We start from the raw sequence: 26,204 nt of genomic DNA, 5'->3' as shown, positions 1-26,204 counted from the left end.
ACCGCGCAGGCCCCGCCCAGCGGACCGCTAGCGGCGGGTCTGCTCGTCGAGGTTGTCGATCAGGGCGTTGGCGAGACCGACCAGTATGGCGATCTGGTCTTCGTCGCGTTCGATCCAGCGACATTCGGGCACCGGGGCCACCGGCACGAAGCCCAGGTGCTCTTCCCAGACCAGCAGCGTGCGGTCGGCGCCGAGCACATATTGCTGCCACCACACCTGCCGCATATAACTGCGCGGAATGCTGCGCCACGGCTTGCTCGTGGTCTTGATCTCGGCCAGGTGCAGATCGCCATTGGCCGCCACGCCGACTCCGTCGGGTGTGGCCAGATGCCGCGGGTGCGCGAGCGAACGGAACAGGTTCGTGCTCGGCTCGATGCCGTAGTTCTCCAGCACCCAGGCGGCGATGACCGGTTCCCGGGCCCGCCCGTGGTCGGTGTAGCTGTTGCCGGTGAAGCTCGTGCCGTGCATTTTGTCGTGGGCCGCGTTCAGAATGGATTTCGGAGTCGACAGTTTCGCGACATCCGTTGCGGTGATTCCCTGGTTGCGTGCCCGCAGCCAAGCCACCCGGTCGGTCGAGTCGGCGACGATGCGCAGCGTGTGCGGTGCCGGCAGCAGAGCGGATGCTGCAAGGTGCGTTGAAGGCTGGTCCAGATCGAAGAGGGACAGCGTTGAATTCGGCACCCCTCTATTGTGTGCCCGCGCGCCCGGTCGGCGCGCCACCGCCACGGAGTGCCGCTCGTTTGCTGCCGCGCACGCTGCGGCCGCTCGCCGCGCCGCGTTCCACCCGACACGCCCCGCTCGGCAGCCCCGAAACTCTGAGAATCGTTATCGCGAAGTGATCTGAGTTCGCTAGCGTGAGTGCACGGCAACCAACCGGGGGAATACTATGTCGCACCGCGCACGCACAGCTGGAGGCGCAGTCGCGATCACGCTCGCCATTTTGCTCAGCGGATGCGCCGGCCTCCCCGCCGCGACCGACGCTCCGATCGCGCACCTCGTCGAAGGGGTCGACTGCCAGGCGCCCAACCTCAATCTCGACATCGCCGTGCAGGAGGGTGTTCCGACCCAAACCGACCTGACCGCCGAGCACCCCGCCGCGCCGGAGCCGGGACGGGTTCCGACCGACTTCAACCCCGTTGCCGCCTATCGCTGCACCTTTTTCGGCAGCCTCGACGACGCGCAGGGCCGCTGGTCGGCCGTGCAGGTCGAGACCCTCGAGGGCGACTTCGGCGCGCTGCTGTCGGCGCTCGCCGAACCCAGCGACCAGGCGGGCCCCAATCAGGCCTGCACCGCCGACATGGAGCTGGTGCCCACACTCTGGCTGCAAAACTCCAATGGTGAGGCGCTGCGGGCGGCCTGGCCGCGCACCTCCTGCGGCAAAACCAAGCCGGCGACCCACACCGCTCTCGACGAGCTCGAGCTGACCGACACGACCCTGCTTCCGCTCGTGTTGCAGGTCACGCGAGAGGCGCTCGACGCCAATTGCGCGATGACGGCCGGCACGCCCGAGCAGTCGCTGCTCTTTGGCGGTATGGGCCTGCAGACCTTTCCGGACGGCATGAGCGACGGTGCTGAACCGACCACGATTCCGGCGTCGCCGGCCGAGGCTCCGTCCCTCGCCGGCGTCGACGGCGCGAGCGTCTGCGTCTACACGGTCGATCTGCAGCAAGACCCCGACCTCAGCGAGCTCAACTCCGTCGCGGGGATCGATGACCTCGCTCTCGGCGCAATGATGAACCTGCAGTTCGGCACCTTTGCCGGCGCGAGCACCCTTGAAGCGGATGCTGCGTCGCTGCTCGCCGCCGCAGCATCCGCTTCGCAGGCGCCCGAGTGCAGCACCGACCCGACCCGGTTTGCGGTGCTCTGGCCGGAGCGCGCAGGCACCCGGCTCGACACGTCGATTCAGGTCGAACTCGATGGCTGCCAGAGGCTGTTCCTGCCCGGCAGCCACGCGCTCGTGCCCGCGCCGGAACTGCTCAACATCCTGCAATAAACCGCGAGCGCGCTCAGTCAATCGACGCGCGAAGCGGCGGGGCCGCCGTTCGATGCGTGTGCAGCCGTCCGGCGCGGTCGAGAAAGTACAGACCACCCCGAACGATGTTGATCTCCCCACTCAGCGGCGGGGTGTTCGCGAGCTCAGAGAAGCCGGTGCGGTCGAGCACCCCGAGCTTGCTCGTGCCGTAGGCCTTGGCATAGAGCACCCCGTTGTAGGCGGCCAGCCCGGTGAATCGCCCGCTCGATGCGAGGCTGAAGGTTGACCGCGCCCAGACATAGACGTGACGGCGCGTGCGAATATATAGCGCCTCATCAAGGGCGGCGAACTCGAACGGCCCGTCGGCGGGAACACCGTCCAGCCGGGTAAACGATGACCCGCGGTAGCTCGAGATGGCGCACATCTCTGAGTCATGGTGAACGATATAGAGTTCCTGACCAAACACCGTCAGGGCGAGAATATCGATCGGGGATCCGGCTACTGGAACCAGGTCGCGGCCGTTGACGTACCAGAGGCCGGACTGTAAGCGAAAGTACGCTCGTCCGCGAAAGCTGATCAGGAGCAGTTGCGAGGCCTCGGTTGTGGCGATGAAGGTGAACCGGCCGTTGCGATAGCGATGGATCGACGTGAGACCCGGATACCGGTCGGACTCGGCCGTCAGATACAGGTCGCTGCCCACGGCGACGATGCGCGTGATTCCTGCCGGGGCCTGAGGCACGGTGGCCAGGCTCGAACCGTCGAAGCAGAACAGCGCATCTCGTCCGTAGACCAGAAAGTAGGTCTTTTTGCCGACGTCGGTCAGATTGTGGGCATCGGCCGGGGCGTGGTCGACGAGTGCAGCAGGGCTCGAAGGTAGTGCTCGGCGGCGGAGCAGGGCTGTCAAGGTCGTGGCCGGTTCCCCCGTGTCGCACCTCGTGTCTGATCGATCTTGCTCGCCCCACCTCAGGATTTACGGCAGAATTCGGGACGAAACCCAAGGATTGCCCCAGCACGCGGCAAATTCGCACGCCCGGGCAAGGCTGCTCACAGTGAGGGCTAGGGCAACGCATAGTCGACTCATAGAAAAGTAGCGATACTTACTACTATGAGCACACGTGAGAGCACGCACACCGGCCACGGCCCCCGACTGACCAAGGCCGACGGCAGTGCCATTCGCGTACTCGTCGTCGACGACGAACCGACGCTCACTGATCTGCTCTCGATGGCCCTGCGCTACGAGGGCTGGGAGGTGCGCACCGCCGGCGAAGGCCGCCAGGCACTCAGCATCGCCCGCGAATTCCGCCCCGACGCCATCGTTCTCGACATCATGCTGCCCGACATCGACGGCCTGCAGGTGCTGCAGCGGGTGCGCGCCGACGGCTACGAGACACCGGTGCTGTTTCTGACCGCCAAGGATTCCCTCGACGACCGCATCAACGGCCTCACCGCCGGCGGCGACGACTACGTCACCAAACCGTTCAGCCTCGAGGAGGTCGTCGCCCGGCTGCGCGGTCTCATCCGCCGCTCCACCCTCGCCGTGGCCGACTCGACCGACCCGCGCATTACCGTCGGCGACCTCACCCTCAATGAGGACAGCTACGAGGTGTTTCGCGACGGCGACGCCATCGAACTGACCGCGACCGAGTTCGAACTGCTGCGCTTTCTCATGCGCAATCCGCGCCGGGTGCTCAGCAAAGCCCAGATTCTCGACCGGGTCTGGAGCTACGACTTCGGCGGCAAATCCAGCGTCGTCGAAATCTACATCTCGTACCTGCGCAAGAAGGTCGATGTCGGCCGCGAGCCGATGATCCACACGGTGCGTGGCGCCGGTTACATGCTCAAAACTGCTTCATGACTGAGCGGATGCCCCGTCGCCGCGGCCGCCCCCGCTCGCCCTGGACCCTGCAGCGCCGCCTCGTGCTCACCGTCGTCGGGCTGCTCGCGGTCGTGAGCATCACGATCGGCATAGTGAGCGTCGTCATTCTGCGCGCTTCCCTGGTCGACCGGCTAGACCTACAGCTCGCCTCGGCCGCTGACCGTTCCGGGGCCGCGCTCGGCGGCGTCGGCGACAACGACGGCGACCGTCTCGGCGACCTGTCCGGCAACCCCTACTTCGGCACTCCGACGGCCGACAGCATTCTCAGCGGCCCGGCCCAGCCGCCCGGACTGCTCGCCCTCGTCTACGACGGAACCAGCATCACGACCGGCTACACCGACGACGAGAGCGGACAAATCGAGGCGCTCACGTCGGAGCAGGTGCAGATCCTCGCCGACCACGTCAACCAATCGACGCCGGTCACGGTGCACCTCGGCGGCGAACTCGGCCAGTACCGAGTGCAGGCCGAAACGTCCCGCACCGGCACGCTCTATCTGGTCGGCCTTCCGCTTTCCGGAGTTGCTGCCACGGCCGCCCAACTGGCCCTGATCGTTGGCCTTGTTTCGCTTGTCGGACTCGTGATCGTCGCCATCATCGCCGCCTGGGTGGTGCGGCTGGCCCTGCGCCCACTGCAGAGGGTCACCGCGACCGCCACCCGGGTCGCGCAGCTGCCGCTGGACCGCGGCGAGGTCTCGCTCGATGATCGGGTTCCGGCCGGCGACACCGATCCGCGCACCGAGGTCGGCCGGGTCGGCGCCGCCCTCAACCGCATGCTCGACCACGTCGACCTCGCCCTGGAAGCTCGGCAGGCGAGCGAACGCAAGGTGCGCCAGTTCGTCGCCGACGCGAGCCACGAACTGCGCACCCCGCTGGCATCCATTCGCGGGTATTCCGAACTCACTCGCCGCAGCGGCCAGGAGCTGCCGCCCGACGCCATGCACGCGCTCGGTCGCATCGAGTCGGAGTCGGTGCGCATGACCGGGCTGGTCGAGGACCTGCTGTTGCTGGCCCGCCTCGACGAGGGCCGTGAACTCGAACTGGAGCCGGTGGACCTCACCATGCTGCTCGTCGACGCCGTCAGCGACGCGCACGCCGCCGGCCCCGATCACGGCTGGAACGTCGAGCTGCCCGAAGAACCGATCGAGGCGACCGGCGACGAACCGCGCCTGCGTCAGGTCATCGCCAACCTGCTCGCTAACGCCCGGATCCACACGGATGCCGGCAGCAGCGTGGTCATCGCGCTCACCGCCATCGGCGACCAGGCCGTCATCACGGTCACCGACAACGGTCCGGGCATTCCCGATGCCCTCAAAAACACCCTGTTCGAACGGTTCGCCCGCGGCGACAGCTCACGCTTTCGCGGAACCGGCAGCACCGGCCTGGGCCTCGCCATCGTGGCAGCGGTCGTCGCTGCGCACCACGGCGAAGTCAGTGTCGAGAGCGCTCCCGGTCGCACCCAGTTTCGAGTGGCGCTTCCGCTCGTCGCGGCCTAGTCGGATTCGTTCAGCCGCTCCAGCAGAACGGCGAACTGGTCGAGCTCGGCGGTCGTCCAGGTGCTGAGGCGTCGGTGAACGAGAGCGGTGCGCTCGCGGCGCACCTTGGCCAGCTTCGCCTCGGCGAGCGGGGTGAGCGCCAGAAACCGCGCGCGACCGTCGAGCGGATCGACCCGGGTTCCGACGAGGCCCAGCCCACAGAGCAGCCTGGCCTGGCGGCTGATCATGCTCCGATCCACCGCGAGCACCTCGGCGACGACTCCGGCGTGGGTTTCACCCCGTCGAGCGAGCACGCGCAGCACAGCCAGCCCGAACGGCTCCAGGGCCGGGTCGATGCCGGCCGCGGTCGACCGGGTGCTGGCCCGGATTCCCGAGGCGAGCAGGGCCATTTGTGCCTCAACCCGGGCGAGTTCGGGGCTCTCACCATCCACAAATGTCGGTGCGACCGTGTCACTCATCGCGTGTTGTCCTGGCCTTGTCGCTGGCGGGCCGCACGATACGAATCGACTGGGTATCGTGGGCGCGCCCCACCGGCAGCAGTCCAGCGGATGCCGCGCTCACGTCGATCACGATGTCCTCCACGGTTTCCGTCTCGCGCAGCCGGGTCGATTCCGGCGCCGGAGTCGACTCTACGGTGGCCGAGCGCACCCGATCGATGCCGGTCTCCGTGCCGAGCGGATGATTGGGCAGCAGCGACACCATGAGAAGGGTCACGAGAACCAGCGGTGCGCTGACCAGGAAGATCAGGCCGACGCCGGAGCCGTAGGCCGTTTCCACAATGATGCGCAGCACGTCGGGCAGCAGATTGACCTGCGGGATGACACCGTCGCCCAGCAGTCGACCCGCATCCGCTTGATTGACGGGGCTGAGATTGCCGACGCGGCTGCTGATCTGCGTGGCGACGACACTGCCCAGAATCGACCCCATCACCGAGACGCCGACCGCGCCGCCGAGGCTGCGGAAGAAGGTGACCGAGCTGGTGGCGACGCCGAGGTGTCGCACCTCAATGGTGTTCTGCACGACCAGAACGAGGTTCTGCATGACCATGCCCAGGCCGGCTCCGAGGGTAAACATATAGACGCCGACGAAGACGAGGCTGGTGTGCACATCGAGCGTGCCGAGCAGAGTGGTGCCGACGAGCATGAGCACGGCGCCGGAGACCATGATCGATTTCCAGGTGCCGCGCCGACTGATCACGGTTCCGAACAGCGTCGACGAGATGAGTAAGCCGCCCATCATGGGAATGGTGAGCAGGCCGGACTCGGTTGGCGTCGCGCCGCGGGCGAGCTGCATGTACTGGCTGAGAAAGACGGAGGTGCCGAACAGGGAGACGCCGACCGCGAGGCTCGCGACCGTCGCGAAGGTAAAGGTGTGATTGCGGAACAGGCTGAGCGGAATAATCGGCTCCGTGGCGCGCATCTCGACAATGACGGCCGCTACGAGCAGCAGGACGGCACCGATTACCATGACCCACGAGGTCAGCGACAGCCACTCAAACTGCGAACCGGCCAGGGTCACCCAGATCAGCAGCAGGGAGATGCCGCTCGTGATCAGCGCGGCCCCGAGGTAGTCGATGCGTACGACCCGCTTCACCCGTGCCGGCAGGTGCAGGGTGCGCTGCAGCAGCACGATGGCGACGATTGCCACCGGCAGGGCGATGAAGAAGTTCCAGCGCCAGCCGAAGGCATCCGTTATGACGCCGCCGAGCAGCGGGCCGCCGATGGTGCCGAGGGCCATGACCGCGCCGAACAGGCCGGCGTAGCGGCCGCGCTCGCGGGGGCTGATGATGTCGGCCATGATGATCTGGCTGAGGGCGACCAGCCCGCCGGCGCCGAGGCCCTGCAGCACCCGGAACGCGATGAGGGTGCCCGCGTCCTGCGAGAAACCGGCGAGGGCGCTGCCGATGACGAAGACGGCGAGGGCCAGCTGAATGAGCAGCTTGCGGTTGAACAGGTCGGCGACCTTGCCCCAGATGGGCGTGCTCACCGTCGTAGCGAGCAGCGTCGCCGTGACGACCCAGGTATAGGCCGACTGCGAGCCCTTGAGGTCACTCAGAATGAGCGGCAGCGACGTGCTCACGACGGTGTTCGCCAGAATCGACACGAACATGCCCAGCAGCAGGCCCGACAGGGCTTCGAGCACCTGGCGGTGGGTCATCGAACCGTCGGGGGCCGGCTCTCGAGCGGTTCGACTGGCGCGGGCCATGCGACTCCTTAAGCGGTTGACAGATATCAACGATAGGCAGGTAGTGGATGCATGTCAACCATTTCGAGTCGGCAGACGCGACACTGGCCGGTAAGCGGATGCTGATTTGCGCGCGCCCGCAACCTGCCGTAAGGTGAACCTCAGCCACAGACCGCCGGTTGCTGCGCTATGTCGAAAGACAGAAGTGCAGACGAAGGTTCATTCACGTGAACGGCCCGCGCAGGTGTTCGAAGTTCAGTTACAGTCTTTTGGATTGTTCCCCAAGCTCCGGCGCCCTGCGCTGGAGCTTTTTTCATGTCTGCGCCCCGGGCTACCCGGCACATGATTATTAATGAGGAGCACCATGGCGAACAAGGAAGCAACGGTCGCCGAGCTTACGGAGAAATTCCAGAGCTCGACCGCCGTTCTGCTCACCGAGTACCGCGGTCTCACTGTTGCGCAGCTCAAGAGCCTGCGTAAGTCCATCAGTGAGGACGCCACGTACGCCGTGGTAAAGAACACGCTCACCAAGATTGCGGCCAACAATGCCGGCATCACCTCGTTCGACGAGGAACTTGTCGGTCCGTCCGCTATTGCCTTCGTACACGGAGACCCCGTCGCCGTCGCGAAGACCCTGCGTGCCTTTACCAAGGCAAACCCTCTCCTGGTGGTAAAGGGCGGTTACTTTGACGGTAACCCGCTCACCGCAGCGGAGGTTGGCAAGCTTGCCGACCTCGAGTCCCGCGAGGTGCTGCTGGCCAAGCTGGCCGGCGCCTTCAAGGCATCGCTGTTCGGAGCCGCTTATCTCTTCCAGGCACCGCTGTCGAAGGCTGTTCGCACCATCGACGCGCTGCGTGAGAAGCAGGAGTCCGCGAACTAGGCACCTGCCTGGTTCACGGTTCACGAATTTTTAAGAAACTAATAGGAGTACATCATGGCAAAGCTTTCCACTGAAGACCTGCTTGAGCAGTTCAAGGGCCTGACCCTCATCGAGCTCTCCGAGTTCGTCAAGGCGTTCGAGGAGACCTTCGAGGTCACCGCAGCCGCTCCCGTCGCCGCTGCCGGAGCCGCTGGCCCCGCCGCTGCTGCTGAAGAGGTCGAAGAGCAGACCGCGTTCGACGTCATCCTTGACGCCGTTGGCGACAAGAAGATCCAGGTCATCAAGGTTGTGCGCGAGCTCACCAGCCTGGGCCTCGGCGAGGCCAAGGCCGTTGTCGATGGCGCGCCGAAGGCCGTCCTCGAGGGCGTTGCCAAGGATGCTGCCGAGAAGGCCAAGGCTTCCCTCGAAGAGGCCGGCGCAACCGTTACCCTCAAGTAATCAACGCCCCATAGGGGCTCTGATTGAGGCGTAGCCGACCAGTCTTCGGACTGATCAGCGTGCAAGGGGCGTCGTTTCCGAAAGGAGACGGCGCCCCTTTGTCGTACCCCAGCGGGCCTGATGAGCGTTACCCACAGCGGATGCCGCGCTCGCGCAGGTGTGTTGTCAGGAACCCGAGACGGTCGGTTGACGTGGCGCGCTCGTGCTCGAACGAATAACGAGGTTCGTCTGGAGCACGGTGGACGCGTCATCGTGCCCACCAAGCGTTGGGTTCTCAAACTCGGCCAGTAGCGAGGCAACCGCGAGCTGGCCCTGCCGACGCGGATGCTGCTCCAGTGTTGTGAGACGAAACATTGTGGAATATGGATGCCCGTCGATTCCGATCACGCTGAGCTCTGCTGGCACCTGGATACCCAATTCCCGAGCCGCGACAATGAGTCCAATCGCGATCTCGTCGCTTGCCGCGAAGATTGCGGTCGGTCGCTGCCGGGGGTCGCCCAGGAGGGCCAGGCCGCGCTCATGGCCGCCGGGAACGGTGAATTCAGAGGTATGAAGGCATCCTTGCACCGGTAAACCCGCCGCCGTCATGGCCGCCTCGAAACCGCCGTAGCGGTTTCTGTGCACGTGAAAATCCATCTCATTGACCCGACTGCCGCCGACGTGCACGATGTCGCGATGCCCGAGGCTGAGCAGGTGCTCTGTGGCCAGCCTGGCAGCGGCAACGTCGTCGATGGAAATGGTGGGCACGCCGCGAATAGCGCCGCCGATCCCGACCAGCGGGCGCCCCAGACGATGTAGATGATTGACCTCGGCGTCGCTCAGGGCAACGCCCACCGAGATAATGCCGTCGAAACGCTTGCGGGCTAGAAAGAACTCAAAGACGCGCTCGCGTTCGGGGGAGGCCAGGGGCAGGTTGTACAGGGTCATGTCATAGCCCTGCTCGAGCAGTGCCTCTTCCACGCCTTCCAGCACCTCGGCGAAGAACCAACGATTAATAAAAGGAATGATCACCCCGACGCTCTTGGTTCGGCCGGTCACCAGGCTGGCGGCGTTTTGTGACGCAACGTAACCGAGCTGCCTGGCCGCGTCGACAACCTTCTGGCGGGTCTCGGCCGAGACGTAGCCCCGGCCGCTCAGCGCCCGGCTGGCAGTGGCCTTGGCCACATCGGCGAGGCGCGCGACATCGGCAATTGAACTCATCTGGTCTCCGTCTTTGGCGACTGGTCCTCAGGCACGATAGCGCGGGTTGGCGCATCATGGAACCGGTTCCATGATAACCCCTGATTCTCTGCTGATGTTCCGCCACACATGGACGGTTTCCAGCGGCAGGTTTTGGATCTTTGCCATTTTGTTATCTTTGCAGGGTTGCTATCGCTGATCGGGTGACGTAATTTATGGTGTGGAACCGGTTCCCGAGTTGTGGCAGAAATAGCTTATTCTGGGCCGGTGCCACTAGTCCGGAGCTACCCGCCCTGGCAGAATCTCAGCACCACCACTCGACCAAGCACCACTCAATGAGGAGAAAAAAGATGCGGTCTTCCCTGCACCGTCGAATTACAGCACCGCTCGCCCTGGCGGCGATCGCGGGTCTGGCCCTAACCGCTTGCTCCGGCGGCCCGGGAGCTACCACCAATGAAGCTGGCGCCGAGGGCGACGGCGTCGTCACCATCTATGGCACGATCGCCGACACCGAGGCCAAGCTGCTCGAAGAGTCCTGGGCCGGCTGGGCAGCAGACAACAACATTGACATTCAGTACGAATCGTCGAAGGAGTTCGAGTCGCAGATCTCCATTCGCGCCCAGGGTGGCAATGCCCCCGATATCGCGATTTTCCCACAGCCCGGCCTCATGAAGGACCTGGCCTCCCGCGACTTCCTGAAGCCCGCCCCGGCGGCCGTCGAGGCGAACGCCGACGAGAACTGGTCGGCCGACTGGAAGGCCTACGGCACGGTCGACGACGTCTTCTACGGCGCCCCCCTCATGGCGAGCGTCAAGGGTTTTGTCTGGTATTCGCCGGCGAAGTTTGCGGAGTGGGGCGTTGAAGTGCCCACGACGTGGGACGAGCTGCTCGCCGTTACCCAGACCATCCAGGAAAAGACCGGCGCGGCCCCATGGTGCGCGGGCTTCGGCTCTGGCGACGCCACCGGGTGGCCGGGAACCGACTGGGTCGAAGACCTGGTGCTGCGCGAGGCCGGCGCCGAGACCTACGACAAGTGGGTCGCCAACGAGATTCCCTTCACCGACCCGGCCATCGCGTCGGCCTTCGACTCGGTGGGCGAAATTTTGCTCAACCCGGCCTTTGTCAATGCCACCTACGGCGACGTTGCATCGATCAACAGCACCCCCTTCGGTGACGTTGCCATCCCTGTCTCTGACGGAACCTGTGCGATGACCCACCAGGCATCGTTCTTTGATGGTTTCATCACGGATGCCGGTGGCGAGGTCGGTCCCGATGCTGACGTCTGGGCTTTCATCACCCCGTCCGTTGAGGCGGGCGGCCAGGCTGTTACCGGTGGTGGCGAAATCGTCGGTGCATTCTCCGACGATGCCGACACGCAGGCAGTTCTGGAGTACCTCTCCAGCGCCGACTGGGCCAACAGCCGGGTGGGCCTGGGCGGTGTGATCAGCGCCAACAAGGGACTCGATGCCAGCAAGGCGACGAGCCCCATCCTGCAGGAAGCGATCAAGATCCTGCAGGACCCGGACACCACTTTCCGTTTCGATGGCTCCGACCTGATGCCGGGTGCCGTGGGAGCCGGAACGTTCTGGAAGGGAATGGTGAGCTGGATCAACGGCACGCCGACCAGCGAGGTGCTCACCAGCATCGAAGCGGGTTGGCCGTCGAGCTAGCCTGAAACAGTCAACACTCAGGCATGAAACGGTGTGCCGCCCGCCTTCAGAAACGGGCGGCACACCGTGCGTGACAGGCGTACGTTGCGTATACGTTTTCACCGGTTGTCGAGCGAATACCAGGGTTCACTGCCGTACTCGAAAGGTTTCAGATGTCCGCATTCTTCTCCTGGCTGGCGCAATTACCAGCGCTGGCACAAGTTCCGATCGTCATTCTGGCTTTCGGTGTCGTTGTCGGTGCCATCTTGTTCTTTGTAGAGATTGCCCCCCGCTCTGGCCGCATCTACACGGTCATTCGTCTCGCCGTCTGCGTTCTGGCACCCCTGATTATTCTGCTGGTGGCCAACTCCTACACCTGGGCCATCATCGGTGCCGGTGTGTTGGGCCTCGGCTTCTTCTATATCGACTATCGATCGCGCAAGGGCGCTGGGTACCTATTTCAGTTGGTTGGTTTTCTCGCTCCCGCCATGCTCCTGCTGGCCATCGGCCTGGTCATTCCGACGATTCAAACCACCGTGCAGGCCTTCATGAGCGCTCGCGGTGACCGGTTCGTCGGCCTGGAGAACTTCGTCTGGATCTTCACCCAGCCCGAAAACGTGCGCATCGTGCTCAACACGATCGTCTGGGTGCTCATCGTCCCGACCGTCTCGACCATTGCCGGCCTCGCCTACGCGGTATTCATCGACAAGAGCCGCGGTGAAAAATACTTCAAAATTCTGGTCTTTATGCCGATGGCTATTTCGCTGGTGGGGGCATCCATCATCTGGCGTTTCGTCTACACGGCCCGCCCGGCCGATCAGGAGCAGATCGGCCTGCTCAATCAGATCGTGGTGTTGTTTGGCGGCCAGCCGGTCGACTTTCTCTCCTTCTCTCCGTTCAACACCCTGTTCTTGATCGTGATTCTGATCTGGGTGCAGACCGGATTTGCGATGGTCGTGCTCTCGGCCGCCATTAAAGGCGTACCGACCGAGCAGATGGAGGCCGCCGAACTCGACGGAACCAACGCCTGGCAGCAGTTCGTGAACGTGACCGTTCCGGGCATCCGCGGCGCCCTCGTCGTAGTTCTGACGACAATTTCTATTATTTCGCTCAAGGTCTTCGACATTGTGCGCACCACGACGGCCGGCAATAACGAGACCAGCGTCGTGGCCAACGAAATGTATACCCAGTTCAAGAACTTCGAGCAGGGCCGCTCCGCCGCCTTCGCTCTGGTGCTCTTCCTGCTGGTGCTTCCGATCGTTGTGTATAACGCCCGCCAGATTAAGAAGCAGAGGGAAATCCGATGAGCGCGGTCATTCCGGTAGACGCCACCACTAAGCGCCGCAGTGCCCGGAGCGCGGAAGCAACGATCGCCCGCAAGACCAAGAAGCGGTTGACCAGCCGCGGAGCGACCATCGGGGCGCTTATCATCGCGGTGCTCTGGTCTATCCCTACCTTGGGCCTGCTGGTGTCGTCATTCCGACCGGCGCAGGAAGTGCGCACCACCGGCTGGTGGACCATCTTCACCAACACCGGGGTCACCTTCGACAACTACATCACGGCTCTGGCCGCCGGCAATAGCCAGATCAATCTGGCCGGGTCGTTCATTAACTCGATCGCAATCACCCTCCCGGCCACGCTCATCCCGTTGATGATTGCCAGCCTTGCGGCCTACGCCTTTGCCTGGATCGATTTTCGCGGCAAGAACGTGATGTTCATCGGAGTCTTCGCCCTGCAAATCGTGCCGATTCAGATGGCGCTCGTTCCGTTGTTGCAGTTCTTCTCCGGCGGCACGCTCTTCGGCTACCCGGTGGTCGCGGCGCTCAACCCGGGCAGCGGCTACTCGCAGGTCTGGATCGCGCACACCATGTTTGCCCTGCCGCTGGCCATCTATCTGCTGCACAACTTCGTCTCGGAGATACCGGCCGAAGTCATTGAAGCCGCTCGGGTTGATGGCGCTGGCCACGGGCAGATCTTCTTCCGCATCGTGTTGCCCCTGACCATGCCGGCCATCGCCTCGATCGCCATCTTCCAGTTTCTGTGGGTCTGGAACGACCTGCTGGTGGCGCTAATTTTCGCCGACGGCGCGGTTGCCCCGATGACCAAGCTGCTCGCCGAACTCTCCGGCGCCCGCGGCCAGGACTGGCATCTGCTCACGGCCGGTGCGTTCCTGTCTATTCTGGTGCCGCTGATCGTGTTCTTCTCCCTGCAACGCTTCTTCGTGCGGGGCCTGCTGGCCGGGTCTACCAAGGGGTAGGTGGGCCTGCGGATCTCCGGTGAATGGTTACCGGGGCCGACCCCGGCGGGGTGGCCCTCGGTCGTCATTCCCAGCGCAAGGCGTTGGCGTTGAGGGAGTTGTCGACGACGAGGCTGATGGTGCCGGCGACGTAACGGTCGACTGACCACTCCAGAGGTAGGCCGTCGCGGCTGAAGCTAACGCGCTTGTGCATGAGCAGCGGGGACCCGCGGCGCACATTGAGCAGCCGCGCGTCTTCCACCCCTGCTGGGCAGGCGGAAAACTGATGCTCCGCGCGGGAGAAAGTGATGTCGGCCGCCGCCGCGAGCCAGGCAGTCACCGACGGGCATTCGGACGGAATCTGCTCCACCTCGGCGCCGACCGAGTCCCGGTAGCGGGTGCGCTCCACCATGATGGCGCTGCCGTCAAGCAGGCGTACCCGCACAACGCAGAACACGCGAGCGGCTGTCGGTAGCCTAAGTTCCTCGCGGTCGAGCGGCGAAGCGTCCTGCCACACCCCCGAGATGACGTGGCCGGCTGGAACGCGCCCGCGCAACGACGCCCATTGGGCAAAACTTCGAAATTCTTCGAACGTGGCGGCTGGCCGCGGCTCGCCGACGACGGTGCGCCGACTGCCACGACGGGAGGCCAGGACCCCCTCCGTTTCGAGTTCGCCCAGCGCCTGCCGGATGGTACCGGGAGCAACGTCGAATTCTTCCGAGAGCTCACGTTCGCTGGGCAGCTGACTTCCGCGCTCATAGAAGCCCCTGGTAATTGCGCCTCGAACGGCTTCTGCAATGTCGTGATACCGCGCCACGCCCAACCTCACTCTGTACGGCCGCGCTCTGAGCGCCCAGCCTGGATCACTGTCCAAAGTATTGCGTCACCGCAACGTGCGACGACCGCACCGGACTCACGCACTGGGGGTTCACCGAGCGTTTACCTACTCGTCACTCAATTTACCCATCCCGGCCCAACTTCTCTAGTGAACTTCGAACGTCAAAGATCAAAGTTCACTAGAGAAGTTGGGTGAGCGATGATCTTTTGTCTCGGGAGTCTCCGTCGGTGACCCACCGGTACACGATCATTCTGGCTGAAGAGGATTTCAATGAACACGTCGCACCGCCGTTATCTGCCCGCAATCCTGCTTGTCGGCGCGATTGGCCTGTCTGGTTGTGCCAGCACCTCCACTGACGCTGCCGCGGACGTCGGTTGGGCCGCCGCTACCTCGGTCGAAGCCGGCGGGGGGCTGGACAGCCTTATCACTGCTGCGCAGGCTGAAGGAACCCTGAACGTCATGGGACTGTATCCGGACTGGGCAAACTATGGGGTGTTGGTCGAGGAATTCACGGCGACCTACGGCATTGAAGTCGACAACGACACCTCGGCCGGTTCCAGCCAGGACCAGATCAATGCCATCAAGAACCGCATTGGCCAGAGCCGGTCTCTCGACTACCTCGACACCGGAGTTTCCTTCGCCAACAGCGCCAGTGCGGAGGGGCTCCTGGCTGAATATCGTCCTGCCACGGTCGCTGACATTGACCCGGCGCTGACGGACACCGATGGACGGTGGACGAACCAGTACGGCGGTTATGTCACCATCGGGTGTGACGCGGCGGCGGTGGCGGTGTGTCCCAGCTCTTTCGCCGAACTCGACGACCCGCAGTACGCCGGCAAGGTCGCCCTCACCGGAAACCCTGCCCAGGGCGAATCCGGCTTCAACGCGGTTTGGGCCGCAGCGATGGCGATGGGCGGCAGTCTCGACGACATCCAGCCGGGCATCGACTTCATGGCGGAGTTGTCGGCGAGCGGCATCCTCATTCCCGTCGAGGCCAACGCTGGAACGCTGGAAACCGGTGAAACCCCCATCATTATCAACTGGGACTACCTGAATTTGGCAGCCGCCGATGACACTGCCGCAGCTGGTGTCGATTTTAAAGTTGCCATCCCGACCGACGGAACCATGGCGTCTTACTACGCCGCGTCGATCAATGCAGATGCCCCGCACCCCGCTGCGGCACGCCTCTGGATCGAGTTCATGTACTCCGACGAGGGCCAGAATATCCTGCTCAATGGCTACACCCGACCCGTGCGTTTTGACGCCCTGGTCGAATCCGGTGCTCTCGACACGGCTGCGGCCGATAGGCTCCCGACCGTCACGAAGGGCTTCGAATTTCCGTCCGAAGCCCAGCGCAGCGCCGCCAACCTGCTCCTGGCTGAGAAGTGGGACGCAGCGGTCGCCTCGTGACGTTCACGGTGGCTAGGAGCGACGCACCCTCCGGCACTGATTCGGTCGACCGGGCAACGGATATCGTTCATTCGTCGCCCGTTCGGCCCGAGCGCCGCGGCGACTCCTCGTTCATGGGACTGATCCCTTTCCTAGTCTTCATCGCATTTTTTCTGGGCGTGCCGGTCTTCGGCATCGTGCTGTCGGCGTTTCGAGTCGCCGACGTCAACGACCCGGGAAGCTACGTGCCCAGCCTGGCCAACTTTGTGGCCAGTTTCCGGGGCGCGTCCTGGGAGGCAATGCAGAACAGCCTGCAGATTAGCCTGATAGCCGCACTGACCGGCGGCATTATCGGTCTGGCCCTCGCGCAGGCTATTCTCACTACGCGCTCCAAGAAACTCACCGCCGTGGTCACCGTGCTCACGAGCGTGCTGGCCAATTCCGGAGGCGTTCCGCTCGCGTTCTCCTTCATCGCGGCGGTCGGGAACGCCGGCATCATGACGGGGCTCCTGTCACTGACGGACCGGGGTTTCACCCTCTACAGCAGCGGCGGACTCATTCTGATGTATCAGTATTTTCTGATACCGACCATGGTCATGGTTGTTTTGCCCACCCTGGCCGGCCTGCGCTTGGAGTGGAAGGAGGCGGCAGCCTCCGTCGGGGCAACCAGCTGGCACTTCTGGAAGAAGGTCGGCTTGCCGATCGCCACTCCGGCGATTCTGGCCGGATTTGTCCTGCTCTTTGGCGCGTCGTTTGCGACCCACGCCTCGGCCGCGGCCCTGATCGGAGGCGGCGGAGTACCCCTCATTACCCTCCGCATCGACAGTGGACTGGCCGGTGGCAACTTGGCCGGACAGGAGAATGTGGCTATGGCACTGGGTGTCAACATGATCATCGTGGCCCTGCTGGTCTTACTCGTCTACATGCCGCTGCAGAAACGGAGTCTGAGATGGTTCAAATGAAGCAGCCGACGCGTGCGGCGCGCGGCATCCGTATCGTGGCGCCGGGGCTCAGCTGGGCCTTGATCATCTTGGTGGCGCTCTACATTGCAGTGCCGATGCTCTGCGCTTTAGCCTTCAGCATCTACGTACCCACCATCGGATTCACCTTTGAGCCGTATCTGGAATCGGTGCGTGACCCCGGATTTTTCGGTGCGCTTTCGCTGACGCTGCTCATAACCGTTCTGACCGTTTTCGGGCTGCTGGCCATTATGGTTCCGACCATGGTGTATCTCCACCTGAAGGCGCCCCGGTGGCGCCCCATTATTGAGATCGTCTGCACGATCCCCCTCGTCGTACCGTCAATCGCTCTAGCGGCCGGATTAGTCACCGTGCTGCGCAGCATGGCCAGTTTCGGTCGCGGTTCCGTGCCGGCTCAGATCAGCCAGCTGCTGCAAAACCCCGACCTGCCCATCGTTCTGATCGGCAGCTACATCGTCTTAACCCTGCCATTCGTATTTCGATCGCTCGATGCTGGTCTGCGCACCATTGATCTGCGCACCCTCGTCGAGAGCGCACATTCACTCGGGGCGAGCGGCGCCACAGTGCTCCGGCGGGTCATCCTGCCCAACATTAAAGGGCCGGTCATCTTCTGTGTCTTCTTCTGTATCGCACTGTGCCTGGGTGAATTCACGATGGCGGTGACGCTTGGCTATCGAACTCTGCCGGTTTGGCTCACCCAAATTGCCGGATCCAATTTTCGCGCGTCCATTTCCATGTCCCTCCTCATTAACGCCCTCACCTGGGCACTGTTGATCGCCATGACCGTACTCGCCGGACGGGCAGCTCCCGCGCGCGCCCTGGCCTTGAAAGGACACGAATCGTGACGCTTACAGCAACAATCGCTCACCCCCGAAGTGCAACGGGGGCGCGTATCGAGTACACCTCGGTGAGCAAGAAATTTGGTGATACCACCGTGCTCACTGGCCTTGACCTCACTGTCGAACCCGGGGAATTTGTTGCACTGCTCGGCCCTTCTGGCTGCGGAAAAACAACAGCGCTGCGAATTCTTGCCGGGTTCGAGACCGCGTCGAACGGTACTCTCACGGTGGACGGGCGCGATGTATTGCAGGTCCCGGCCCACCGTCGCGGCATTGGCATGGTGTTTCAGTCGTACAGTCTGTTTCCCAACCTCAGTGTGGCCGACAACGTATCGTTCGGACTCGTCGTGCGACGCGAAGGCAAGGCCAAGCGGGTAGCGAAACTGACCTCTTTGCTTGAGCTGGTCGGGCTGCCCGGTTTCGCAGATCGGTTTCCGGCCCAACTGTCCGGCGGACAACAACAGCGCGTCGCGCTCGCACGAGCGCTCGCCGTTGAGCCTCGGGTGCTGCTCTTGGATGAACCCCTGTCGGCTCTGGATGCCAGGGTGCGCGCCTCACTTCGGGAGGAGATTCGCAATCTGCAACTCCGGCTCGGGATCACGATGCTCTTCGTCACCCATGACCAGGATGAAGCGCTAGCGATGGCCGATCGGGTGGCGGTCATGCGGGGCGGTGGAATCGAACAGATTGATCAGCCGGGGGTTCTCTACGACCAACCGAGCACTGATTTCGTTGCTCGCTTCGTTGGTACGACGAACCAGCTCGCCGTCGCCCGCGGCGCGGCCGTCCCCGAGCTCTGGACGCCCCACCGTGATGGCGATCGTGATTTGCTCTATGTGCGGCCCGAATTGCTCATGCTTGAGGCGTCCGAGCGCGGATCTGCCCACATCATTTCCCACGTTTACCGCGGTGCGACGACTCGCATCACGGCCAAGATCGAGGGTGACATTAGTCACGGAAGTTCCGAGATCAAGGTCGACGTTCCCTCGGCTAGCGCAGCCAAATTAGCGATCGGCCTGAGAGTTCGGGTTCGACTTACGGGGCGCCCGGCGCTTCGGATGGAGGCATAAATGCAAGCCCAATTTCTCAACACCAGCATTGACGTGAGCGCGAGCTTGCTGCCGAGCGCAGCATCCGCGATCATTTTTGACTGCGACGGACTACTCGCGGACACCGAGGACCTCTGGTTGCGTGCCGTGGCTGCGTGCGCGAACGAGCGCGGCACAACCCTGACCGACCTGGCCGGTTTTCGTGGTGGCGCAATAGACGACGTGGCCGCGCAGCTTGTGACGATCCTCCTCGCTGCCGGGCTTCCGACCCCCTCGGTAAACAAATTGGAGGTGTCGCTGTCCGAAGAATTTCAATCCCTCATCGCCCAGGAGGCGACCGCGATGCCGGGAGCTGTGGCCCTGGTGAGTGAACTCGCGTCACGATTCCCCGTCGCGGTCGCGTCAAACAGTCCGCGTGCGCTGCTCGACCAGATTCTGGAACGTATCGGTGTGCGGGACTTGATCACGTGTTCCGTCGCCCGGGATGAGGTGTCGGCGGGCAAACCCGCTCCCGAGCTGTACGTGGCTGCCCTCCGCAAACTGCACGAACTCGATCCGTCGGTAACCGCCGAGACAGCCGTCGCCTTTGAAGACTCGGCGGTGGGGGCGTTGGCTGCCATGAGTGCCGGCCTGCTCGTTGTCGGCGTCAACGCTGACCCGAAAGTGGTCCTCACCTGCCACGTGCGGCACACCACTCTGCTCGAAGAAGAACTCGTCGATTGGGCCCGTATCTTGGAACGGGAGAAGCCCGCGCAGGTCGGGCCGTACACTCTCGTCGGGGGCTCCTTCGACGCGGCGACGTCGACTTTGACCGTGCAGTGCCAATATCCAGCCGAACAAACGGCGCGGGTGCAGGTTTATGCCCAGAGTGACTGTCTGTGGAACGAGCTGCCGGCAGGTCTACCCGTGGCATCGGCATCCGTGCCCAACGATGGGGAATCACTCTCAATAGATCTGGCCCACCTGCCCGACGGGACCTATCGTTTTCTGCTGGTGACGGATGGTTTAGTACCGGAATGGAATGGGCGGACCGGTGAATTCACCGTGCGGACAACCGGGCCAGTGGCACAGTCCGCAGCTCCTCAGACAGCGGCGCCCGCTACGTTCACTCCGGAATCGCCGGAGCAGGGTGTGACCGCCATGACCTGGAATCTCTGGTTCGGCGGATGCCACTCCAACGACGGCCACGCCAAGCAGGTCGCGTACCTTCGGGAATCTTCCCACTCGATCGTGGCCCTGCAGGAGTCTTTCGGGGATCATGGCCGTCGGTTGGCGGCGGCGATGGGGTGGAATATCGCGCAACAGGGTCATGACACCGCGGTGATAAGTCCGTATCCACTGTCGCTTCATCAGACCGAGACCGATCCCTTCGCAACCTGTGCCACCGTTTTCACACCGACCGGCGCCGTCACGGTGTGGTCAGCGCACCTGTGGCACTCGGACTACGGCCCCTATACGGCCGATGATGCGCGCATTCCTGCGCGCTATACCCTCGCCAGCCGGGGCGAACGCCGACGCACAGGCGAGCTCGCGAAAATCTTGTCTGAACAGGGCCGGCTCGAGCGCGAGGGCGTTGTGTCTGCACAGGATTCCATTCTCATCATGGGTGATTTCAACGCGCCCTCGCATCTGGACTGGAAGCCGGGACACCGCGCCAATACTGTCGAGTGGCCCACTTCACGCATGCTCGAGGTCGCGGGGTACGCCGATGCATTTCGAGTCGTTCATCCCAATGTTGGTGTCGCGCCCGGGCACACCTGGTCGCCGATCATCCCATCCGATGAGGAACCTCGGGACCGGATTGACTTCATCTTTAGCCGGGGTGCGCGCGCCTTAGCGGCGTATACCGTAGCCGGTGAGGCAGAGAGCGAGGCACCCCCAAAGCGCCGCATCGGTGAAAACCGCCAAGTTGGCCTGGGTGCGAGCGTTCTAGGCCACCACCTTGAGAATGCGTGGCCGACCGATCACGCAGCTGTCGTGGCCCGGTTGAACTGGAATTGACGGAGGTTCCTGGGCCGAGTCGCGACATCCGCCTCGCGGCGTGGTGTGCGCTGCTTTGCTGCCGACCGAAAAAGTAGTCCACAGCTGCGTTTAGAGTAAGTGCATGAGTGGAATGCACGGGGCCCCTGGCCACGGCCCGCGGCAGCAGGCGGGGGTGGAGCGCCCCCGCAAGCGAGTCAGTGGAGCGGATACCGCGGCGCAGCGCGCCGAGAACGCGCTCGCCCCGCGCATCCCGCACCTGCTCGCCCGCATCACCGATCTGTTCGCGCCGCACCGCAACATCCTCATCGTCACGGTCGTACTCGTTCTGATCAGCGCAGCCCTCTCGGTCGTGCCGCCGCTGCTCACCCAGCGGGCTTTCGACGACGGCCTCTTTCCGCCCGGCGACACCCCTAACCTCTCGGTGCTTGGCGTTCTCGTTGCGCTGATGCTCGGCGTCTTTCTGGTCAACGCGCTGCTCGGCGTCTGGCAAACCTGGCTCACCGCGAGCGTCGGCAACAAGGTGATGGGCGCCCTGCGGGTGCGACTGTTCACGCACCTGCAGGCTATGGAACTGAGTTTCTTCACCAAGACCAAGACCGGCGTGATTCAGTCGCGGCTGCAAAACGATGTCGGCGGTGTTGCGACGGTGCTGACCAACACGATTTCCAGCATCCTGGGCAACACGGTCACGGTGATCGCGGCCTTCGTGGCGATGCTGCTGCTCAACTGGCAGTTGACCATCGTGGCGGTCGTGCTGATGCCGGTTCTGGTGTTCGCCCAGCGCCGGGTCGGGCAGGTGCGGGCGCGCATCGCCGGAAAGACCCAGGAGTCGCTCTCGGACATGACCGCGATCACCCAGGAGACACTGAGCGTGTCGGGAATTCTGCTGTCGAAGAGCTTCACCCGGCAGCAGAACGAGATCGATCGGTATGCGCAGGAGAACCGCAACCAGGTGCGGCTGCAGGTGAGCCAGCAGATGAGCGGCCAGTGGTTCTTCGCCACCGTGAGCGTGTTCCTGTCGGCGATTCCCGCGATCGTCTACCTCGTGGCCGGCGCGCTGGTTTTCAACGGAGTGACCGAGATCACCCCCGGCACGATCGTGGCCTTCACGACCGTGCAGTCCCGGCTGATCTTTCCACTGCTCGGACTCATGCGGGTCGCCCTCGACCTGCAAACCTCATCAGCACTGTTTGCGCGCATCTTTGAATACCTCGACCTGAAGCCGGCGATCAGCGACAAGCCCGACGCGGTGCTCGTGCCGACGGCCGGCACCGATCGGGGCCGGGTCGAGTTCGACCGCGTGCGGTTTGCCTACCCGGATGCCGGCGGCGACGCCCGCCCGACCCTCGACGACGTGTCCCTGACAATCGAGCCGGGCCAGTTCGCGGCCTTTGTCGGGCCGTCCGGAGCCGGAAAGACCACCGTTTCGTACCTTATTCCGCGCTTTTACGAGGTCTCGGCCGGCCGGGTGATGTTCTCCGGGGTCGACGTGCGGGACCTGCAGCAGGAGTCACTCGTATCGCACATCGGCATCGTCAGTCAGGAAACCTACCTGTTTCACGCGACTATCGCCGAGAACCTGCGTTACGCGAAACCCGAGGCAACGGATGCCGAGCTGATCGCGGCGGCGCGCGCCGCCAACATCCACGACACGATCGACTCCTTTCCGGCGAAGTACGACACCATGGTGGGGGAGCGCGGCTACCGGCTGTCCGGCGGCGAGAAGCAGCGCATCGCTATTGCCCGGGTGCTGCTGAAGGACCCGCCGGTACTCATTCTTGACGAGGCCACGAGCGCGCTCGACTCCATCTCGGAGAGCGTCGTGCAGGCCGCACTCGACACGGCCAGTCACGGCCGCACGACCATCGCGATCGCCCACCGCCTGTCGACGATCGTCGACGCCGACGTGATCTTCGTCGTCGACGCCGGCCGCATCGTCGAGCGCGGCACCCACGCCGAACTGCTGGCCCGAGGCGCCGTCTACGCCAGCCTCTACGCCCGCCAGATCACATCGAGCCCCACCTCCTAAACTTCCCGGGCCCGGGCCGGGGAAGGGGGCCCATGATAGATCATGGGCCCGGTTCCCGAGGGTGGGCCCGGTTCCCGAGGGTGGGCCCGACCCGCACGGTGCCACGGGATCTGCGTTCACCTTCGCGTCGACGGGGCACCGTTTTCTGTTTACCTTCGGGCAATGTGCTGGTCACCCGCATTTTGGAAGATGGGTGTGCCCCAGATTGGGGCTTACTCATCGCCCAAATAGCAGACGGACAGTAATGAAAAAAACTCGGCTCCTTGCCGCCACAGCCGTAGCATCAGTCGCGATCCTGGCCTTAGCCGGATGCGTGCAGAGCAGCGCCGCAACATCGCTGGACACCGATGGGACGGCCGATCAGGCCCTCACGGTACTCATCAGTGGCGGTGAAAACATCCAGGCGCTGTGGGAAGACCACCTCATTCCCGCCTTCGAAGAGGAGAACCCCGGTTACACCGTCGCGGTCAACCTCGATCTGCACGGCGAGCACGATGCCCAGACGATGGCCAAGCTGACGAGTGCCACGGAGCAGGAAAAGGACCCGGGCTTCGACCTCGTTGACGGCGGATTCGTGCCCATGGCCGCCGAGGCCGGACTGCTGACGCCGATGACCGCGGACGAAATTCCTGCCTTCAATGACATTCCCGGTGACGTCGTCGAGGCCGGCGGTGCCGGCGGGATCGCCTACCGCGGCTCCGTCGTTCTGCTGGCATACGACACCGCCACCATCCCGACACCGCCGAAGACCCTCGACGAGCTGCTGGCATGGATTGAGGCGAACCCGGGCGAATTCACCTACAACTCCCCGAAGTCCGGCGGATCCGGCTCGGCCTTCGTCGCGACGGTCCTCGACAAGTACGTCTCTGAGGATGCCCGCGCAAAAATGACCGTCGGCTACGAGAAGGAACTGGAAAGCGAGTGGACCGAAGGGTTCGAAACACTCCGCAGCCTGAACCCGTACATCTACCAGAATGGTTTCTACCCCAACGGCAACCAGCAGACGCTGGACCTGCTGGCGAGCGGTGAAATCTCGATGGCGCCGGTCTGGTCCGACATGTTCATCTCCGGCAAGAAGAACGGCGCGATTGGCGAGTCCGTGGACTACACGCAGATCGCCGACCCGTCCTTCACCGGAAGCGCGGCCTACCTCGGCGTTCCGGCTGCCAGCCCACGCCAGGAGGGTGCGCTCAAGCTCGCCAACTTCGTCCTGACCCCCGACGCTCAGGAAATGATCGTGAACGAGATCGCCGGCTTCCCTGCAATCAGCCTCGACCTGCTTTCGGCCGACATCCAGAACGAGTTCGAGGATGCCGATACCGGCAACCTGCGCAAGGGCTACTTCTCTCAGATGGGCAGTGACTTGAGCAACCTGTGGGATCAGGAAGTTCCGGGACAGTGACTCTCGCCCCGACCAGGGGCTCAAAGCGACGCGCCATAGCCACCCCGGCTGTGGCGCGTCGCCGGTTGGGCTTCTTCCTTGCCCTCCCCCCGATCATTTTGATTCTGCTGTTCGTGGGATTCCCGATCGTCCTGGCATTTGCGTTCAGCATCGGCCTGACCGGTGGCCTGAACCACGTGATCGCCTCGATCGGCCTGAACGTGCACGAAGCCGAGAACTGGTGGGGAACACCGGCGGCCTATATTGAGGTGCTCTCGAACTCCCGCATCCTGCGCGACCTCTCGGTCACCGTCGGCGTGACAGCGCTCAGCACGGTCATCGTCATTTTTCTGGCCCTGGGCATCGGGCTGTTCCTCAAACTCCGTGACGGACGGATGGCCCGGCTGCTGTCCGGTCTGGCGATCATCCCGCTGTTTATACCGGTGGTCATCGCCTCCTGGGCAATCGTCACGTTCTACTCCGGTGACGGCTTCGTGCGCAGCGTCTTTGCGCAGTTCGGTGTCGAGGCACCGGTGTGGGCCTTCACCATGGTCGCCGTGGTGATCGGATCTGTGTGGACCTCGCTGCCGTTCGCGGTACTCATGATCGCCTCCGGCCTGCAGGCCATTCCCAACGCCATGATCGAAGCGGCGCGGGACGCCGGTGCCGGGTTTCTGCGCATTGTCGTATCCATTCTCATTCCCATGGCCTTCGTACCGATCCTGATCGCGGTCACGTTCACCGCGATCGGCGTGGTCGGCTCCTTCACGGTGCCGTACTTCACCGGGCCCAATGCGCCCAACATGCTCGGCGTGAGCATGTCCAACTATTTCTCGGCCTTCAACCAGCCACAGCAATCCGTCGTGATGGCCTTCATCGTCTTTGTGATCGCATCCGGTATCGCTGCAGCGTATGTCTGGGCCAACTTTCGATCAGCAAAGGATCAGGGAAAAGTCTGATGACGATGGTCACCAAGCGCGCGCGCCAGGACGCAGCGCGGCTCAACTTCAGCGGTCCGCTCAGCGGGCTCTTTTTCGTCCTCATGGTCGTTTTCATTCTTGGCCCGCTGGCCTGGCTGGGCATTCGAGCATTTGCTGAATCCTGGACCTTCCCCAACCTCGGCCCGGACGGCTGGACCCTGCGCTGGTGGAGCGTGGTGCTCGGCGACGAAACGCTCGGCCGTGCGGTGCAGAATTCGCTCGCGCTCGCCGCGTTGACCGTGCTGGTGTCGGCCTGCATCTGTCTGCCGGCCGCGTATGCTTTCGCGCGCTACGAATTCTGGGGTCGGCGAACCTTTCTGATCGGGCTGTTCGCCCTCAACGCCTTCCCGAAAATGGGTCTATACGTCACCATCGCCTCGCTGTTTTACGCGTTCAACCTAATGAGTACCGTGCTGGGCGTGTTGATAGTGCACGTTTTGGGAACCGTAGTGTTCATGACCTGGATTCCTGCGGCCGCCTTCGCCGCGGTGCCACGCAGCCTCGAGGAAGCGGCGCGCGATGCCGGGGCCTCGAAGCTGCGAGTGTTCCTCAGCGTGACCTTCCCACTGGCCCTGCCCGGAATTTTGGTGGCCGCGGTGATGTCGTTTCTGGCGTCGTTCGACGAGGCGCAGGGTACCTATCTCATTGGCGCACCCGACATTATGACCATGCCAACGCAGATGTACACCCTCGTGCTCAACTACCCGAATCAGGTGGCGGCTGTGTTCTCCATTCTGCTGGCTATCCCCTCGGTCGCCCTGCTGCTGGCGGCACACAAACACATCGTCGGCGGCACGCTCGCCGAGGGATTCCAAATCAAATAGCTCCG

General features: G+C 63.6%; 23 protein-coding genes. 17 read left to right on the top strand and 6 right to left on the bottom strand.

From position 1 onward, the window contains the following. Positions 1-27: 27 nt before the first annotated feature. Positions 28-615 (bottom strand): YqaJ viral recombinase family protein, encoded by a 588-nt coding sequence (locus E3O45_RS14860; RefSeq protein WP_370450387.1) that lies wholly within the window; start codon positions 613-615, stop codon positions 28-30. 271 nt (positions 616-886) lie between these two features. Here E3O45_RS14860 and E3O45_RS14855 point away from each other — a divergent pair, with 271 nt between their 5' ends. Further along, positions 887-1,993: a hypothetical protein gene (locus E3O45_RS14855; RefSeq protein ID WP_134444117.1), complete on the top strand. Its 1,107-nt coding sequence runs from the start codon at positions 887-889 to the stop codon at positions 1,991-1,993. 13 nt (positions 1,994-2,006) lie between these two features. On the opposite strand, the gene E3O45_RS14850 is transcribed toward E3O45_RS14855, so the two are convergent. Then, positions 2,007-2,876: a hypothetical protein gene (locus E3O45_RS14850; protein ID WP_134444115.1), complete on the bottom strand. Its 870-nt coding sequence runs from the start codon at positions 2,874-2,876 to the stop codon at positions 2,007-2,009. 201 nt (positions 2,877-3,077) lie between these two features. Here E3O45_RS14850 and E3O45_RS14845 point away from each other — a divergent pair, with 201 nt between their 5' ends. Beyond that, a complete protein-coding gene (locus E3O45_RS14845; RefSeq protein ID WP_134444113.1) occupies positions 3,078-3,827 on the top strand; it encodes a response regulator transcription factor in 750 nt (249 codons plus the stop codon). Next, complete coding sequence (locus tag E3O45_RS14840) at positions 3,824-5,341, top strand: HAMP domain-containing sensor histidine kinase (RefSeq protein WP_241985384.1); 1,518 nt, start codon at positions 3,824-3,826, stop codon at positions 5,339-5,341. The genes E3O45_RS14845 and E3O45_RS14840 overlap by 4 nt, the downstream gene beginning before the upstream one ends. Here E3O45_RS14840 and E3O45_RS14835 read toward each other — a convergent pair. Together E3O45_RS14835 and E3O45_RS14830 are read right to left on the bottom strand one after the other, a co-directional pair. Beyond that, entirely contained in the window at positions 5,338-5,799 is a 462-nt protein-coding gene (locus E3O45_RS14835; protein ID WP_134444112.1) for a MarR family winged helix-turn-helix transcriptional regulator, read from the bottom strand. The genes E3O45_RS14840 and E3O45_RS14835 overlap by 4 nt on opposite strands. After that, on the bottom strand, positions 5,792-7,546 hold the full coding sequence (locus E3O45_RS14830; protein WP_134444110.1) for an MDR family MFS transporter: 1,755 nt from the start codon (positions 7,544-7,546) through the stop codon (positions 5,792-5,794). Before E3O45_RS14830 ends, E3O45_RS14835 begins: the two co-directional genes overlap by 8 nt. A gap of 343 nt (positions 7,547-7,889) precedes the next feature. Between E3O45_RS14830 and rplJ the strand changes: the two genes are divergently transcribed. Beyond that, positions 7,890-8,405, top strand: a complete 516-nt coding sequence (gene rplJ, locus E3O45_RS14825; protein WP_092448362.1) for a 50S ribosomal protein L10 — start codon at positions 7,890-7,892, stop codon at positions 8,403-8,405. A gap of 54 nt (positions 8,406-8,459) precedes the next feature. Beyond that, the gene (gene rplL, locus E3O45_RS14820) at positions 8,460-8,843 is read left to right on the top strand and encodes a 50S ribosomal protein L7/L12 (protein WP_092340409.1); all 384 of its coding nucleotides are present in this window, start codon (positions 8,460-8,462) and stop codon (positions 8,841-8,843) included. 165 nt (positions 8,844-9,008) lie between these two features. Here the strand turns inward: rplL and E3O45_RS14815 are convergent, their stop codons facing one another. Next, on the bottom strand, positions 9,009-10,043 hold the full coding sequence (locus E3O45_RS14815) for a LacI family DNA-binding transcriptional regulator (protein WP_134444109.1): 1,035 nt from the start codon (positions 10,041-10,043) through the stop codon (positions 9,009-9,011). A gap of 329 nt (positions 10,044-10,372) precedes the next feature. Between E3O45_RS14815 and E3O45_RS14810 the strand changes: the two genes are divergently transcribed. The 3 genes from E3O45_RS14810 to E3O45_RS14800 all read left to right on the top strand — a co-directional run bounded on the left by E3O45_RS14810 (position 10,373) and on the right by E3O45_RS14800 (position 13,928). Next, entirely contained in the window at positions 10,373-11,692 is a 1,320-nt protein-coding gene (locus E3O45_RS14810) for an ABC transporter substrate-binding protein (protein WP_104132163.1), read from the top strand. 152 nt (positions 11,693-11,844) lie between these two features. After that, positions 11,845-12,978: a carbohydrate ABC transporter permease gene (locus E3O45_RS14805; RefSeq protein WP_134444107.1), complete on the top strand. Its 1,134-nt coding sequence runs from the start codon at positions 11,845-11,847 to the stop codon at positions 12,976-12,978. Next, positions 12,975-13,928 carry a carbohydrate ABC transporter permease gene (locus tag E3O45_RS14800; protein ID WP_134444106.1) on the top strand — a complete coding sequence of 318 codons (954 nt, stop codon included), beginning with the start codon at positions 12,975-12,977 and terminating at the stop codon, positions 13,926-13,928. Before E3O45_RS14805 ends, E3O45_RS14800 begins: the two co-directional genes overlap by 4 nt. A gap of 64 nt (positions 13,929-13,992) precedes the next feature. Here the strand turns inward: E3O45_RS14800 and E3O45_RS14795 are convergent, their stop codons facing one another. Continuing rightward, positions 13,993-14,724, bottom strand: coding sequence for a GntR family transcriptional regulator (locus E3O45_RS14795; RefSeq protein WP_166789511.1), 732 nt, complete (start codon positions 14,722-14,724; stop codon positions 13,993-13,995). 291 nt (positions 14,725-15,015) lie between these two features. Here E3O45_RS14795 and E3O45_RS14790 point away from each other — a divergent pair, with 291 nt between their 5' ends. The 9 genes from E3O45_RS14790 (at position 15,016) to E3O45_RS14750 (ending at position 26,199) form a co-directional block, all read left to right on the top strand. Further along, entirely contained in the window at positions 15,016-16,155 is a 1,140-nt protein-coding gene (locus E3O45_RS14790) for an extracellular solute-binding protein (RefSeq protein WP_134444103.1), read from the top strand. Then, the gene (locus E3O45_RS14785) at positions 16,152-17,096 is read left to right on the top strand and encodes an ABC transporter permease subunit (RefSeq protein WP_134444101.1); all 945 of its coding nucleotides are present in this window, start codon (positions 16,152-16,154) and stop codon (positions 17,094-17,096) included. Before E3O45_RS14790 ends, E3O45_RS14785 begins: the two co-directional genes overlap by 4 nt. After that, complete coding sequence (locus E3O45_RS14780) at positions 17,093-17,959, top strand: ABC transporter permease (protein WP_166789510.1); 867 nt, start codon at positions 17,093-17,095, stop codon at positions 17,957-17,959. Before E3O45_RS14785 ends, E3O45_RS14780 begins: the two co-directional genes overlap by 4 nt. Continuing rightward, positions 17,956-19,023: an ABC transporter ATP-binding protein gene (locus E3O45_RS14775; protein WP_134444098.1), complete on the top strand. Its 1,068-nt coding sequence runs from the start codon at positions 17,956-17,958 to the stop codon at positions 19,021-19,023. Before E3O45_RS14780 ends, E3O45_RS14775 begins: the two co-directional genes overlap by 4 nt. Further along, positions 19,024-21,003 carry an HAD family hydrolase gene (locus tag E3O45_RS14770; protein ID WP_134444097.1) on the top strand — a complete coding sequence of 660 codons (1,980 nt, stop codon included), beginning with the start codon at positions 19,024-19,026 and terminating at the stop codon, positions 21,001-21,003. Between the two features lie 103 nt (positions 21,004-21,106). Beyond that, positions 21,107-23,014 carry an ABC transporter ATP-binding protein gene (locus E3O45_RS14765; protein WP_370450384.1) on the top strand — a complete coding sequence of 636 codons (1,908 nt, stop codon included), beginning with the start codon at positions 21,107-21,109 and terminating at the stop codon, positions 23,012-23,014. Positions 23,015-23,258: 244 nt separating this feature from the next. Then, a complete protein-coding gene (locus E3O45_RS14760) occupies positions 23,259-24,416 on the top strand; it encodes an extracellular solute-binding protein (protein ID WP_134444096.1) in 1,158 nt (385 codons plus the stop codon). Then, the gene (locus tag E3O45_RS14755; RefSeq protein ID WP_241985383.1) at positions 24,413-25,354 is read left to right on the top strand and encodes an ABC transporter permease; all 942 of its coding nucleotides are present in this window, start codon (positions 24,413-24,415) and stop codon (positions 25,352-25,354) included. Before E3O45_RS14760 ends, E3O45_RS14755 begins: the two co-directional genes overlap by 4 nt. Beyond that, entirely contained in the window at positions 25,354-26,199 is an 846-nt protein-coding gene (locus E3O45_RS14750; RefSeq protein ID WP_241985382.1) for an ABC transporter permease, read from the top strand. The genes E3O45_RS14755 and E3O45_RS14750 overlap by 1 nt, the downstream gene beginning before the upstream one ends. The last annotated feature ends 5 nt before the right edge of the window (positions 26,200-26,204 follow it).

The organism is Cryobacterium sp. TMS1-20-1 (genome assembly GCF_004402355.1).
GTDB classification, from domain to species: Bacteria; Actinomycetota; Actinomycetes; order Actinomycetales; family Microbacteriaceae; genus Cryobacterium; species Cryobacterium levicorallinum.
The sequence above is the reverse complement of the archived record's forward strand: the minus strand, read 5'-3'. Positions and strand labels throughout refer to the sequence as shown.